Annotated in this window: 12 protein-coding genes; 3 read left to right on the top strand and 9 right to left on the bottom strand. The window is 44.7% G+C overall.

Annotated features, from left to right (window positions below; genetic code table 11):
• The first annotated feature begins 255 nt into the window (after nucleotides 1–255).
• The 3 genes from ACO0LN_RS21130 to ACO0LN_RS21120 all read left to right on the top strand — a co-directional run bounded on the left by ACO0LN_RS21130 (nucleotide 256) and on the right by ACO0LN_RS21120 (nucleotide 3370).
• On the top strand, nucleotides 256–1434 hold the full coding sequence (locus ACO0LN_RS21130; RefSeq protein WP_422977165.1) for a DUF262 domain-containing protein: 1179 nt from the start codon (nucleotides 256–258) through the stop codon (nucleotides 1432–1434).
• A 2-nt stretch (nucleotides 1435–1436) separates the two neighbouring features.
• Complete coding sequence (locus ACO0LN_RS21125) at nucleotides 1437–2165, top strand: MAE_28990/MAE_18760 family HEPN-like nuclease (RefSeq protein ID WP_422977163.1); 729 nt, start codon at nucleotides 1437–1439, stop codon at nucleotides 2163–2165.
• 140 nt (nucleotides 2166–2305) lie between these two features.
• On the top strand, nucleotides 2306–3370 hold the full coding sequence (locus tag ACO0LN_RS21120) for a DNA cytosine methyltransferase (protein WP_422977161.1): 1065 nt from the start codon (nucleotides 2306–2308) through the stop codon (nucleotides 3368–3370).
• Nucleotides 3371–3442: 72 nt separating this feature from the next.
• Here the strand turns inward: ACO0LN_RS21120 and ACO0LN_RS21115 are convergent, their stop codons facing one another.
• The 9 genes from ACO0LN_RS21115 to ACO0LN_RS21075 all read right to left on the bottom strand — a co-directional run bounded on the left by ACO0LN_RS21115 (nucleotide 3443) and on the right by ACO0LN_RS21075 (nucleotide 13841).
• Complete coding sequence (locus ACO0LN_RS21115; RefSeq protein ID WP_422977159.1) at nucleotides 3443–4459, bottom strand: TniQ family protein; 1017 nt, start codon at nucleotides 4457–4459, stop codon at nucleotides 3443–3445.
• Entirely contained in the window at nucleotides 4456–5364 is a 909-nt protein-coding gene (locus ACO0LN_RS21110; protein WP_422977157.1) for a TniB family NTP-binding protein, read from the bottom strand. Before ACO0LN_RS21110 ends, ACO0LN_RS21115 begins: the two co-directional genes overlap by 4 nt.
• Nucleotides 5364–7271 (bottom strand): Mu transposase C-terminal domain-containing protein, encoded by a 1908-nt coding sequence (locus ACO0LN_RS21105; protein WP_422977155.1) that lies wholly within the window; start codon nucleotides 7269–7271, stop codon nucleotides 5364–5366. The genes ACO0LN_RS21110 and ACO0LN_RS21105 overlap by 1 nt, the downstream gene beginning before the upstream one ends.
• A complete protein-coding gene (locus tag ACO0LN_RS21100; protein WP_422977153.1) occupies nucleotides 7271–7927 on the bottom strand; it encodes a TnsA endonuclease N-terminal domain-containing protein in 657 nt (218 codons plus the stop codon). The genes ACO0LN_RS21105 and ACO0LN_RS21100 overlap by 1 nt, the downstream gene beginning before the upstream one ends.
• 130 nt (nucleotides 7928–8057) lie before the next feature.
• The gene (locus ACO0LN_RS21095) at nucleotides 8058–8942 is read right to left on the bottom strand and encodes a plasmid partitioning protein RepB C-terminal domain-containing protein (protein ID WP_162057398.1); all 885 of its coding nucleotides are present in this window, start codon (nucleotides 8940–8942) and stop codon (nucleotides 8058–8060) included.
• Nucleotides 8939–9826 carry a ParB/RepB/Spo0J family partition protein gene (locus ACO0LN_RS21090; protein ID WP_422977151.1) on the bottom strand — a complete coding sequence of 296 codons (888 nt, stop codon included), beginning with the start codon at nucleotides 9824–9826 and terminating at the stop codon, nucleotides 8939–8941. The genes ACO0LN_RS21095 and ACO0LN_RS21090 overlap by 4 nt, the downstream gene beginning before the upstream one ends.
• Complete coding sequence (locus ACO0LN_RS21085) at nucleotides 9823–11394, bottom strand: recombinase family protein (protein WP_422977149.1); 1572 nt, start codon at nucleotides 11392–11394, stop codon at nucleotides 9823–9825. The genes ACO0LN_RS21090 and ACO0LN_RS21085 overlap by 4 nt, the downstream gene beginning before the upstream one ends.
• Nucleotides 11395–11519: 125 nt before the next feature.
• Nucleotides 11520–11942 carry a hypothetical protein gene (locus tag ACO0LN_RS21080; protein WP_422977147.1) on the bottom strand — a complete coding sequence of 141 codons (423 nt, stop codon included), beginning with the start codon at nucleotides 11940–11942 and terminating at the stop codon, nucleotides 11520–11522.
• 420 nt (nucleotides 11943–12362) lie between these two features.
• Nucleotides 12363–13841, bottom strand: a complete 1479-nt coding sequence (locus ACO0LN_RS21075; RefSeq protein ID WP_422977145.1) for a serine hydrolase — start codon at nucleotides 13839–13841, stop codon at nucleotides 12363–12365.
• Nucleotides 13842–13847: the final 6 nt, after the last annotated feature.

Below are 13847 nucleotides of genomic sequence, written 5' to 3'. Positions count from 1 at the left end.
ATACGCAAACACTAATTATATGGAATATTGCAAATTTCACATAAGTTGGCGGTGAAAAATTTAATCAATTAACAATATTTTGCGAAAAAACTAGCTTACGCAGACCTCACTTTTACTATTTAAGCAGCATCGAAGTCCTAATGGAGGGCATATCCGCTTAAAATACAACATAAATCAAATTACATATTTTGCATGACAAATATGCATTTTTTCGACTAATATTTAAAATCCAATTAAATTAACCAATATACAAATATGTTGAATAATAAAAATGTCGACTTATTAGATGGAATTAACCACGGTATCACCGAGGCTCAACAGGCACAGTTAGATAAAGAAATATCCGAAATAGCAGAACAGCATGATCTACAACTGAGAGAGTACCCTATTGAGGTTTTGGTTCATAAATATGCAGATGGCCTTGAGACGGACGAGGCCGAAATTTTTATTCCCGATTATCAGAGAGAATTTATTTGGCTTCCCAAACAGCAAAGTCGTTTTATTGAGTCACTTTTTTTGAATTTACCTATTCCACCACTATTTCTTGGTGATACTGATGAAGAAAGCCACAGGGGGGCATTAGAAGTTATTGACGGAACTCAACGGTTGAGAACGTTATATTATTTCATGAATGATCAGCTAACTTTATGTGACCTTAAAAAGATCCAGGCACTGAACGGCTTTAAGTATTCCAGCTTACCTCGTCACTGGCAACGGAGATTTAAGTCCAAGGCTATTCGTATTGCCGTACTTACGGTCAAGTTAGATGAAGAGTCCAGGAGGGAAATGTTTGATCGATTGAACTCAGGCGGTACAAAGCTGCAACCCATGGAACAACGTAGAGGACATAGCGATGGGGCCTTCTTAACTTTCATTGAGGAACTCGCCAGTGACGAAAATTTTAGAGATATCTGTCCATTGCCGAAGAAGAAAATCAATCTTCGCGAATATGAAGAAATGCTGCTACGTTTTTTTGCCTACCTAGATCGACACGAAAAGTTTGTTCATGAAGTTGATCCGTTTTTGACAGAATATTTAAAAGATAAAAATGATGAGGTAACAAAAGACTCAAACTTATTAGATTCTTATAGAGCTGAATTTAATCAGATGGTCACTTTCGTCAAATCAAATTTCGATGGTGGATTTAGGAAGGAACCTCAGCACAGCACTGTTCCGCGAGTACGTTTCGAAGCTATCGCAGTAGGGGTCGCTCTTGCACTTAGGGAAAAACCTAATTTGATACCGCAGGATACCAGTGTGTGGATTAACTCTCCCCAATTTAAGAAACATACTCGATCTGATGCCACGAATTCGAAACCGAAATTACTTGAACGTCTTTGGTTTGTACGGGACAGTTTAATAGGTAGAGAGCCGGAGATCGTTGAGCGCAAAAATGCAAAAGATGATGATTGGAAGAGTTTGGAGTTATTCTGAATATGTTAAAAACCCGAGAAGTTTTTGAGGAACGAGCGGAAGAAATAGCACTTTATTTTAATTTTATTTATGAAATTATAGATCGGCGCGCAATGCTGTCGCTAACGCCACCATTTTCTACGGCTAATCCAGAGTTAAGAGATTTAAAACATATTCCAAGTGACGTGATTGACACGCTCAAGGCGAATGGTTTTTTGTTACTTTACAATATTGTTGAGGCGACGATAACAAGAGCCGTTCAAGCAATATATATGGACATTGAAAAACATGATCACCATTTTGATGAACTTCATCCTCTTTTGAGGAAGCATATAGCTTCTACTTTCAGAAGAGACGATGATTCATATAAGCGGATAATAGAAAGCACTCATCCAATTAGTAAAAGTATTATTCGGGCAGGTTTCGAAGCTAGTAGGCTTTTTAGTGGAAACATACATCATAAGACACTTAAGGAATTTGCCGATAAAATTGGATTCTCGGTTGATACTGACGGAGAAAAAACGCGCGGCGGAAAGCGTTTAACAAATGTTAAAAATCGACGTAATGAATTGGCACATGGAAATATGTCATTTCTAGCATGCGGTAAAATCACTCCGATTGAGGAGATATTAGAAATTAGAAATGAAGTAATTTCTTACTTAGAGGAAATTTTGGATAATATTGAAGAGTACTTAAATAGCAAGAAATACTTGGAGAAAAATGTAAGTGTCATTAATAACACTGTCATTTGATATGATTTCAAAGCTTTAGATTGAGTTTCGGCCTGATTAAGAACGAAACCACAGATTATTATTCAACATTACGAGGATGACGCGGGGAGAATCAATTAAGGACTCGAGTTTTTTTGTGATAATTGATACAATCCATCCCTATGGAAAAGCAAAAAATACAAATTGAAGCCATTGATTTATTCTGCGGTGCCGGAGGTCTGTCCTTTGGCTTGAAAAAATCAGGATTAACAGTTTTGGCTGGCATTGATTTTGATGCAAGTTGCAAATATCCATTCGAACAGAACAATAAAGCAAAATTCATTGAATCTGACATTTCCCTTGTGGAAAGTGAAACACTTGCAAAGTTGTTTACGTCAAAAGCCAATATAAGAGTTCTTGCTGGATGCGCGCCATGCCAACCATTTTCAAAATACCGTCAAGGTGAAGATACTAGCGTGGATAAAAAGTGGAAGTTGCTATATGAATTTTCACGTCTTATTTCTGACATCTCTCCAGAGATCGTTACAATGGAAAATGTCCCTGAACTCCAAGGACACAAGGTTTTTGAAGATTTTTTACGTAAGTTAAAGAAGCTAAAATACAAAGTATCATTTGAAATTGTCAATTGTGTTGAATATGGAATCCCTCAGAACCGTAAGAGGCTTGTCCTACTAGGCTCAAAATTGGGCGATATAAAATTAATATCCAAAACGCATACACCAAAGAAATATAAAACTGTTAAAAAAGCCATTGGACATCTACCAGCTATTAAAGCGGGAGAGCGAAATGAGAACGATGCTTTACATGTTTCCAGTAGACTAAACTCTTTGAATATTCGAAGAATTCAACAGTCGAAACCTGGAGGTACTTGGAAAGATTGGGATGAAGATTTATTGTTAGCATGCCATAAGAAAGATTCGGGGAAATCATATTCTAGTGTTTATGGTCGTATGGTTTGGGATAGTCCTGCGCCGACAATGACAACATTATGTTATGGTATTGGGAATGGGCGATTTGGACACCCTGAGCAAGACAGAGCAATTTCATTAAGAGAAGCTGCAATTTTCCAAACATTCCCTAAAAATTATAAATTTTTGGACCCGGATCAAAAGATGTCAACAAAAACGATCGGGCGCCTGATAGGGAATGCTGTCCCTGTTCGGTTAGGACAAGTTATTGGAAAAAGTATTGTTGAGCACTGTAATAAATTTGCGATTCAATCTTAATTTTTTCCAGGTAGTATTGGACGCATTAATTCAGACTGGCAGATACAAGAGATACAAGCATTGACTATTAATCTAAAACCGATTCCGCCAATTGACAAATTTTTCCGTCACTCGCTGATACCAATCAGGCGGCTCGGTAAAATCTTTCAACAAAACATTATATCGAACCGCACCGCTACGCCAGGCATGCTCCAATCTCACATCCGGTAACACCATCAACCACATAGCAAGCTGAAGCAAATGGTGCCTCTCTTCAATTGAACGCATTTCCAAAGAAATGCGTCCAGTGGCTAAGCGAATATCAGAGCATCCAATCTGATCCAGCACAAAATCCCGCAAGGACACATGCCGATATTTTGAAGTTAAAATCATGCTCAACTGATGTAATACAGAATATCGTCCCAGGTCCCACTTGTCATCACCTGCATGACCTGGGTCAAGCACGTCGCATGCGTTCAGCAATAAAACAGTAGCATCGCGATCATAGAACAATGGTTCTACTGCAGGAGCAGCCCTCAGATCAAATCCGCACTCATGGCAATATGCAAGCCTACCAGCATCAAGTGCATCGACGTTCATGATATCGATCCGGTGAAAGGCTATAGCAGCAGCACACTGTGGACAACGGTCCAGCATCATTGTTTGGTGCTTAGTGCAAACTGTATAAAAAGCGATGCGCCATCGCTTCCTGAAATAAGGAATGCTATCCTCAGCTAGACAGGTGGGACAGCATTGCAATCCGTACCCCTCCCGCTTGCGATGGTACAACTTGAGAGCGAGTATCCATTGCAATCCACCCGACACTTTAAATTTTCGGTAAAGCAATCCTTCATAGGAACGCAGTGTCGTATTCCATGTGATCTGTGACGGGGTCGCTGTCCGCTGGCTTAATTCGTCAATCAACCATGTTGGAGCCAGGCGGTCCATGTCCCGGTTCCAGATTTGGCGTTGATTGCCAAATATTAAATTACAGAAAGTCTGAACCTTCAAGCCGTGACCGTGAGCTAGTCGCACCAGCCAGCAAGACAACAATTCGTCCGGCAGAGGCTTATAGTGAATCGGCCATAAAGATTCAGTGATTCCTTTCATGACGGATTTGGGCGTTTATACTGCTTGCGCTTAGATGGCGGCACCCAGCTTAGACTATTTATGCTAGCCATTGTGATTTGTTCCGTCTTCTTACGGATAGCATCAATCGCAAGTTCCTTCACCAGATCGCAAGCGTCGCCCAGTGTTCCTTCACTTCTATTATAGATCGACAACATCGCGGCGGGATCTTTCAAATTCGAAGGCTTCTTCAGCGGTGTCCTTAATTCCAGGGTCGCGAGCACGCCCCCAAATTCATTGTTTGCCTTCCAAAGTGGTAATTCCTCTGGTGTGAACCGACTGGACATTTGAGGATCGGTATTAAACGCATTGTAGGCATCCTCTGTGCCCGCGGCGACCATGACAACCTTGGTTTCATTGCCGATACTCTTTAAGGTATTACGAAACTCTCTTTGCTTATTGGTGCTACCAGCAATCAGATTGTGGATCTCATCAATAATTAGCATGCGTACATCCATCTGGCGAAAGAGTCGCTTGATCTGAGAGTACTTCTCTGAAGGAGATGCTGTGGGTTTGTACGGCGCCATCAACTTATCCAGGATGCGTGCATAAAAATCAGCGATGTCAGGTTTGCTTGGAGCGTCAACCATCACTACTGGACAAATAGTCACTTCACCTGTTGGATCTAAATCAGGCTGATGCAACTCCATGAATCGTTCAAGAATAGATGTCTTACCGTTGTACGAAGGTGCAACCAAAAGCATGTTCGGCATGCGCGTGATGCGTGGATACGCCAACAAATCTTCCATCCTTGCTAAAACCTGCTTGGCACCGGCATATCCCAGCCATGAACCTTTGCGTATCGCATAAATACGTTGCTCGTCACTTTGCTGGATTAGCGCCCGCGCATTCTCATTTAAATGCGGATAAGGATTCTCTTGCGCCATCAGTCGTCATCCAAGGGTTTCACAGCGTCCGGATCGTAGCCACGAATTGCAGGTGGAAATTCAGAAGGTGCTGTTTGGGTAACTGTCGGTAAATCTTCTTTCTTCTGCTGTCTCGCCAATTCGTGCTGGGTCAATCTTTGAACAGCGCGCCTGGCTGATTTTGTTTTTTCAGCTGCATCTTTCTCCAATTCACGTTGCTCATTCAGTAAAGCAAAAGTGGCTTTTTCATTGTCGCGAGCAATGCCTCTTTCGTCTGCTTTTCTGTGTGCTTCTCGTAGTTCCCAAATACTTGCTGGCGGAAGGCTGACATCACGGTAAGGAATGGCGAAAAATCTTTGGGCAATCTCATCAAAAAAATATAGTGTACTAATGTCTCTTGGGTCTTGATGAAACCGAAATTTTCTTTTATGCTTTTCAAACTCAGGGTGCTCAGCATTGATCCAAGGGCGAAGCACATCATGATAATAATGAACATCGTCAATCAACACGCCATAATTTTGCACTGTCCGCTCAATGAAAGGCATGAAGTGTATTCGCAAGCTCTCTTCATCCAGCCGCCTCGCGGGATATCCACGTCCTGGCTTATCCTTAGTACCTAGCAATCCCTCTCGCCATTTGGTTAATGGTGTTGTACCGATCCCTTTATGTATATTGCGGTGGTATCTGGCAAAAAATAGCACCAGCCACTTCTCCAATTCGCTGAAGGTCATGCAAGCGTTTCCTTCGGAATCGTAAGTGCCTTTTTCATCCGGGCCGGAGAAGGTCGAACCTTTGAGTGTTTTCAGTCCCTCAGAAACCGTCCCCATGAGACGCTCGATATGCCCACCATAACGAGGCTTCTTTACGGGGCGTAAATGCAAATCTATATCGTACTCATTGCATGCAAATTTCAACATATCACCACGGAATTCCCTTGCGTTATCCATGTGCAAGATTCCCATGGTGCCCCAGCATGGCCAATCTGTGGTCGTGATACCTAAACGATTCAACCACTTGTCCTTCATTAAGATCGCATGAGATATACACATCCCTGCTGACATTGCCGACGGCGCATCCAATGATAAATACATTCCTAGACAAACGCGAGTATGGACATCAATGGCTAAGGTAATCCAAGCACGGCGAATGGATTTACGGCAAATGTCGTCAACAATAATGACGGGCAACACTGTATGGTCAATTTGTACCAGTGACAGTGGCCAATCAGCGTCGGGAATTGTCCCCTTAATTGGATCGAATTGATCGTGTGCTTTTGCCTCGCCTTCACGTTTCTTGACACGTTCGCGACCGTTGGTTTTTCCCAGGCGAATGCGTATCGTGTTGGCCGCAGGTAACGGCAAATTGGCATTGAAACAAAGGCGTCGGATTTCTTGTATGGTGGACGCAATGGTATTTTTTTGCTCTACATCGTAGAAAGTGTCAATCGTCCTGGCGATGATGGTCTCAACTTCGGCGGAAAGCCTTGCTTTCCCTTTTCCGCCGCGCTCTGCATAGTTCGGCAGCAAAGATGATACCAACTCAGTATGCCTATATGCCGAAACCCACCTGTAAATAGTCGCCAGGCTGACGCCTGCCTCATTCGCAATCCGGACGCCAAGTGCGTCATTACGTCGATAGTCCTTATTGAGCATCGGCTCAATCAAGCGCTTACGCTCTTCGGCGACGGTCCAATCCGCCGTTGAAACTGTAGATAGATCACGTTCAACAATGGGTTCAGCATCACGACTTTTTATCGCCCTTGGCGGTTCCACATCCCCAATTTTCAGCAACACCTTTTCGCCCGAGCCTACTTCTTTGGCAAGAACCAGATTCACATCTGCAAGAGACAGGACCACATAGTCCCGTCCGTGACTTGAAATCATTGCCCCTTTATTTATCCACAGCACTGCACGCTCTTGCTTTCGCATCACGCCCCCGGAGATAGACGTAATAAGGTTTGGTAGTCAATCAACTGATCCCAGTCAGCAATTAAGTCTTTTTTTAATATCGCGTGCCATATGACAGGGAGCCAGTGCAATTGAGCATCGTCATTTGATGCAAGCCGTTGAAGGATGTCTTTGAAACGGAATTCGCCGTTATATGAAGTAGCTATACTGAGGAGTTGGTGACGATCACTCCCGTCTGGCTGAATGTTTCGATACTCTCTCAAGAATTTGATATTTTGAAGGCGCTTTGTTCGAATATTGACTTGCGTTGTTATTCGAAATTCCCATCCATGCTTACGTGCATACTCATCTGCAAGTGCAAATTTGGTTTTATATTTTTCGCGGTTGCGTTCCAAATCGTCGGTATGCTTCACTTCAGTAAGTACTGAGACGGGAATTTCGCCCGTTAGAGGGTTGGGTTTGTAATAAATCAGCACATCTGGTGTGTAACCCTTGGGTACGCCAGGCACTGGTATTGTGACTTCCTGCACCTCAAAGCGCTCAACGGTTTCGTCAAAATCAAGGAGCAGGAGAAACTCCTTTTCCAGGATGGACTCAAATCCAGCCATTTGGTCATTTTTTTGACTGGCAAAGCTGCCTGTGACGGACAAATAATTTTTAGGTATTTTGCGTGCCACTATATGCTCCCAGAAAATATGTACCCGACAACTCCAGTCCTTGATATTTATAACACAACAATTGTACAAATTGCTAATCCCCAGCGTTTTCTACCCACTTTTATCAATGAGGCTGGTGGACTCAAAAGCATCATTGATCCAATGCCACCATTTTGATAACTGCTCTAAATTCCACTAAAATTTCCGGAAATTTCTTTTCAAGATAGCGGCAAGTTGCAGGATTATCCAATAACTTAACCAGGTAACCACGAGCAAGAACCAGGTTTAGCACATCTTGACCGTAGGTTTGTTCGACAACCTTATACTGACTCTGCAAGCTGGTCATCTCGCGCTCCATCTTGCCCATCTGTTCTGACGATACACCAGCCAGTTTCACAGGTTTCTTACCATCAACCAATAATTCTGCAGGCGTAGCTACCAGCATTGCTTCCGCATAGGAGACAGTCACATTATTTGCCGAGGTCATGAGTTCAACGCATTCTATTTGACGCGTTGGTTTCATCTTACGCAGCACTCTGGACACGTCAGCAGAAAACTGCCTGTCCTTGAGCAGCTCTGCTGCTTCTGGACATATTCCATTGAGCAAAGTCATTTTTTTATAGATCTGCGTTGAATCCATACTCAGTACTTCTGCCAATCGGGTCGCAGATACACCTCTCTCTATCGCACGCCGGATCATGAAATGTTCTTGTATAGTCGAAAGCCGGTTAATTCTGCTATTGTAGGTATAGCTTTCATCATCTTTGGCAATCAGACATAGCACCTCTTCATACCCCAATTCACGTAATGCCGTCAGGCGCATATGACCGTCCAGTAGCATATGCTGTGTGGATTTTTTGATCAGCGGAGTAATCGACAAGGGTTCAATCAATCCAATTTCTTTGATTGAAGAACGAATCTGCATGTATTTTCTGGAGGTTGCTAAGTTTTCAGGTAATGAGCGGGAGGGTAGAATATTGGCACAGGGGACAGACACCGGTTCCATGCAAAAGCCTAAGTCTATAGTTTCTGTCATACCGTCTCCCATATCCTTTGTTCTAAATAAGCTGGCAAGGTATCGATACCTTCTGCACGCAGGAGATTAGAAAAATTTTCATCCAAGAATAGTTGACGAAGTGCATTGGTGACGAACAACAGACGGTGCTGGGCAGTGGTGGCTTTCTTCACCAACAATTGTTGTCGACTGACTTCTTTTTGGTAGGTTCTGACTAGACTTGTGGTCGTTACGTTCGCCCTTTTTCGGGGCATACTGCAGCCCAGTGTTCGGCCCAATGTCTGGCGGCTTTCTATGACGCGTTTTGCTTCAAATAATTGTTTACCACGCAACTGCCCAGACTCGTACGCCTCCTGCAATGCCTGCTGTATGGCTTTATCGTCACGATTTCCACTGACAATGGCCAAGGCGGCAGTCAGTGGAATTTTCCCTTTTTCGACTGCAACCAGGAGTCGCTCTTCACCGCGCTCCAATAACACTAGTATGCCGTTGACCCTTTCCATCGTGAGACCAGTCTTGGAAGCGATCATCTTCTTGTCATAGCCACGGTCTCGCAACATTTCAATGGCCGTCAGCAACTCTAAAGGTCGGTATTGGCGGCGGGCGATATTTTCAGCGAGGCTCATAATCAAAGCATCTTCGTCGCTGACTGAGACGACAAGCGCCGGGATGTGGGTCTGGCCCAACTCTCTAAATGCCTTCATCCGACCTTCACCACAGACCAACAAATACCGTTGTTCACCTTCGTCACCAGGGCGTGGTGTGACTTTGATGGGTTTCTTCAATCCTATGGCCCGGATATTCTCGACAATTTCACTGAATACTTGGCTATTGCGCTCCCTTGGGTTTAGCACATCTATACATGCCAACGGTATCATGCGCAGCTCGTCAGGTGCGGCGCTCATGCGACTCTCCGCAATCGCGCTCTTTCTGCCATCCCATACAGATAGTCCAGGGTGTCAAAGCGATAGCTGTCGAACTCGATAGAATTTTGATCTGCCAGACTTAAATGATGCGTTGCAAAATCTATCCTCGGCAACAGAAAATAATCCAATGCAGTGTTATTGTTTTGATTAAGCCTGACTGCTACCGTAATATCTGGTAAGAGGCCAGTATCAAACCTGATTTTCCAACGATGAAGACCCAATGCTCTTTGCTGGCAACGTGCCAGAACAATAGAGACAGTGAACTCGCTATTAATATGGAGCAAATCGGTGCCGGGATCGCGACTGATTTGCCCACCCAATTCGGCAATCCTGGCTTCCGTTTGTACAATAATTTCGGGATGTAAGCGCCGGATGAAACGGTTCACTTCCAGATACTGATAGTCACGATCTGGTGTAAAACCTACCATTTGATAGGCACGAATCAGGCTGCCAAAGCGATAGGCGTAAACAGAAGAGGTAGGCATATCTTCCATTTCATCAATAATGAGACCAGACAAAACGCCACGACTCTTATAGAGTAAGCGTAGACGCTCTATTAATTCCTCGTCGGTATATTTTCTGGCACGCGCACGTAATATACCTTGGGCAGTAAAAAATACTTCTGAGGCAACGATAGGCTGGAAAGCACCTTCCTTCTTGATCCACATGTTGCTTTGATTGATCACACGCATCTTTTTCAATTTGTAAGAGATGCGGTTGTACACGTTATTGCCAATGTATTTCTCATTCGTCAATACCTCATGTACGGTAGACCTGGTCCACGCACGGTTCAGGTCGGTGACAACTTGCATGGCATTGAGCCTACTAGCGATTTCTGATTCATATAAGCCATCCTCAATGAACCATTGATAAATCTGATTTACCTGAAGAATCTCAGCCTCAGGGCCTGGCATCAGGATGACGCGGTCTGTTTGCAAGCTCTTCTGTTCGCCATGCTTTAGTTCGGTTTTAATTTGACCAAATTGATCAATCAATACTCGTCTAAGTCCGTATCCTGCAGGGCCTCCCTGACGGAAGCCGAGTTCAATCAACCGGCATTGTCCGGCAAATACTTTGGCGGATAATTCCCTACTGTACTCTCCGGCCATTGCGCGCTTGACACCCTTCACGATCGTGGAGACAGGAGAGCCGTCATTTTCAAATTGCTCTGCGCAGTATGCGACTTGGATACCGGCGCGCTTGCAAATGTATTCGTAATACGCACTTTCATCTGCATCTTGAAAACGTCCCCAGCGGCTGACATCGTAGACCAGTATGATATTGAAATCTGCCGCACCGCTTTCTACGTCCTTAATCAATTGCTGGAGCGCATGCCGTCCATCTATGCGTAGTCCGCTTTTGCCTTCATCTGCATAAGTCTTGACGATCTCTATCTGTCGTCGCGAGGCGTATTCCAGGATGCGCTGACGTTGATTGTCAGTTGAATACTGTTGGTGCTCAGTCGACATCCGAACGTATTCTGCTCCTCGGAAATGGGAAGTATCTGCCAAGGATTGGTTGTATTCATTTTTTGGCGATAAATACATGGCTAGCTCCACCCAAGGAGATGATAGTTACGTTGCTTTTTGTTATCCACAATTGCAAAGAATAAATTAACATAAAGATCAGGCCGTTAGCACGAGTCATCTCTTTGCAATCAAGAGACCCAGTTTTAGGTTCCTATCAGAGTGAGTTCTACAGTCCACACGTCCATCTTTGCAATCTTTTTCTTGCTGCACGGCATCAAAAAATATATGCCCGCAGAGGGGCAACTACTGCAAGTTGACACGTCCATCTTTGCAATTTCATCGTTTCCATCAGTATTATTCGTGTGCTGCTGTAGAACACGATCTTTTTCTACATTTGATGGATGGGTGTCACGATATTTCTGCCAATAGTCAGGATTTCGCTTCATCCATGCTTTTTGAGCCCGCATCTGGTTGTCACGGTAGTCAGTATCTGTCTGGAGTTTGAGCTTTTGCCAAGCACCGCGGCGCTTCAACTGGCAAGCCTTTTTTGAACAGTATGTTTGTGTGGGATTTTGGGGGCGGGTCAGAAATAATTCGCCACAAGCTAAACAGATTTTACTGTTCACGTTCACCTCCCCTGGAGCATGCATGTCATCTACAGGGGAATTGTAAATAGTTTTTTGAGAGGGATTTTAGATGCAGCTAAATATTCCCATTAATTGCTGACTTTTTTCTCATTTACTTCTGAAGTATATTGCCTGGTTTAAACATTATTTCTCAATATCTGCTGATTATTTACAACGGATGTAAAAGTTTAAGAATAGAAGTGCAAAAAAAACGGCTCATTATTTTCAAGATCATGAGCCGTTTTTTTGTGCGTAGGTTGGGCTACGCTTCATCAGCCCAACACTCGGCATTTAAATAACGTATACCCTGGTTGAGGCACAGTATTGAGCTGATAAAGCGTAGCCTGACGAGGCCCAGCCCAACCTACGAAATTAACAAAGCCCAAATTAATCTATAAGAAATTCAAACAACCAGCTTACTCACTTCCCACTCAAGGCCGCGATACGCTCCGCCGCATGCGTATTCTGCGCATCCAGCCCCAGTGACAAACGATAGTGCTTCAAAGCCGCCACCTTGTCCGCCTGAAACTCATATACCTCTGCCAGGCTGTCATGCAGGTTTGCACTATTGGGATAAACCTGCACCCCAAGGCCAAACACCGTCACCGCTTGCTCAGCCATCTTCTTGCTCAACAAACGATAACCCCATGAGTTGAAATCATCTTCAGAAGGATCATGCAATCCCTTATCGATTTTGATCTTGTTCAATTTCGCCGCCAAGCCCGTATAACCATCCTGCGCAATCTGCTCACGCAAAAGATGCGCCGCATAAGCACCGCCATGCGCTTTTCTCAAACCTGGTAAATAAAAACCGGCGATATCATCGATCATGCCCTGCGGATCAGCACCCGCCAGATTGGTCAGCGTGACGATGGCAAGATCATGGTCGGGATATACATAAAACGCCGAACGCGCACCACCCACGCCAGCCACCGCAGCGTACTCACCCTGACGCATCACAGGCCAGCCCAGCGCCCACACAGTCGGTTTCCCATTATTGAAAGTACCCGGCGTCCAGAGCTGCTTTAAACCCGCAGCAGAAATCAGCTTGCCCTGTTGCAGCGCGATGAGCCAGTTAGCCACATCCTCGGCACTGCTATTCATGCCTGCACCCGTGCGCAAGAATGTCGGATAGGTCTCAACGATATGCTTGAGGTTACCGCCCGGCTCCTCATACCTGTACGACACCGCCTTGTGCGGTATCACATCACGCGACTCACCAAAACCCACGCTGCGCATACCCGCCACGGCAAACTGCCGCTTCTGGAAAAACTCAATAAACGGCATACCGCTCAGACGATCGATGATCTTGCCCAGCAAAATATAATTGGTCTGGTTGTAGCGGTAGCGTTCACCCGTCTTGAACTCCATAGGCCAGGTCTGTATCGCAGCCCAAGCCGCATCCACCTCTTGCGGCGTTGCCAGCGAAGGTATCTTGCTGCTGATAATGTCGGGGATGCCCGAGGTATGCGTAAGAAGCTGCCGCACAGTCACCGCCTGCCAGGCAACAGGCAAGCCATCCAGATAACGCGACACGGGAGCCGCCAAATCCAGCTTGCCCTCTTCCACCAACTGCATGATGGCAACGCCAGTAAACGACTTGGTCGCAGAGTTAATGGAAAACACATTCTGGTCATTCACAGCCACCGCATTGGGTATCTCAGCCAGGCCATACGACTTCAACAAAACAATCTTGCCACCCCTGACTACGGCCAATTGCATGCCAGGGATGCGGCGTTCCTGCATTTCGCTTTTTATGTAGCGGTCGATTTGCTGTTTGATTTCTGTGTCTGAGGGTTGGGCTTTTGTGGAAGTGTCGTTGGTGGTTGCAGCATAACTGGCTGCTGTTGTTCCCATCAGACTAAAAACTACGCAAAGTGAGGCAATCAATTTTGTCATGTAAAT

The organism is Undibacterium sp. TC9W (assembly GCF_049339865.1).
Classification (GTDB): Bacteria; Pseudomonadota; Gammaproteobacteria; order Burkholderiales; family Burkholderiaceae_D; genus Undibacterium.
This window is presented reverse-complemented; position numbering and strand designations above follow the sequence as displayed.

Bases quoted from the DNA above. Each gene is read 5' to 3' on its own strand.
- ACO0LN_RS21130 (WP_422977165.1), top strand. From the start codon at position 256: ATGTTGAATAATAAAAATGTCGACTTATTAGATGGAATTAACCACGGT.
- ACO0LN_RS21125 (WP_422977163.1), top strand. From the start codon at position 1,437: ATGTTAAAAACCCGAGAAGTTTTTGAGGAACGAGCGGAAGAAATAGCA.
- ACO0LN_RS21120 (WP_422977161.1), top strand. From the start codon at position 2,306: ATGGAAAAGCAAAAAATACAAATTGAAGCCATTGATTTATTCTGCGGT.
- ACO0LN_RS21115 (WP_422977159.1), bottom strand. From the start codon at position 4,459: ATGAAAGGAATCACTGAATCTTTATGGCCGATTCACTATAAGCCTCTG.
- ACO0LN_RS21110 (WP_422977157.1), bottom strand. From the start codon at position 5,364: ATGGCGCAAGAGAATCCTTATCCGCATTTAAATGAGAATGCGCGGGCG.
- ACO0LN_RS21105 (WP_422977155.1), bottom strand. From the start codon at position 7,271: ATGCGAAAGCAAGAGCGTGCAGTGCTGTGGATAAATAAAGGGGCAATG.
- ACO0LN_RS21095 (WP_162057398.1), bottom strand. From the start codon at position 8,942: ATGACAGAAACTATAGACTTAGGCTTTTGCATGGAACCGGTGTCTGTC.
- ACO0LN_RS21090 (WP_422977151.1), bottom strand. From the start codon at position 9,826: ATGAGCGCCGCACCTGACGAGCTGCGCATGATACCGTTGGCATGTATA.
- ACO0LN_RS21085 (WP_422977149.1), bottom strand. From the start codon at position 11,394: ATGTATTTATCGCCAAAAAATGAATACAACCAATCCTTGGCAGATACT.
- ACO0LN_RS21075 (WP_422977145.1), bottom strand. From the start codon at position 13,841: ATGACAAAATTGATTGCCTCACTTTGCGTAGTTTTTAGTCTGATGGGA.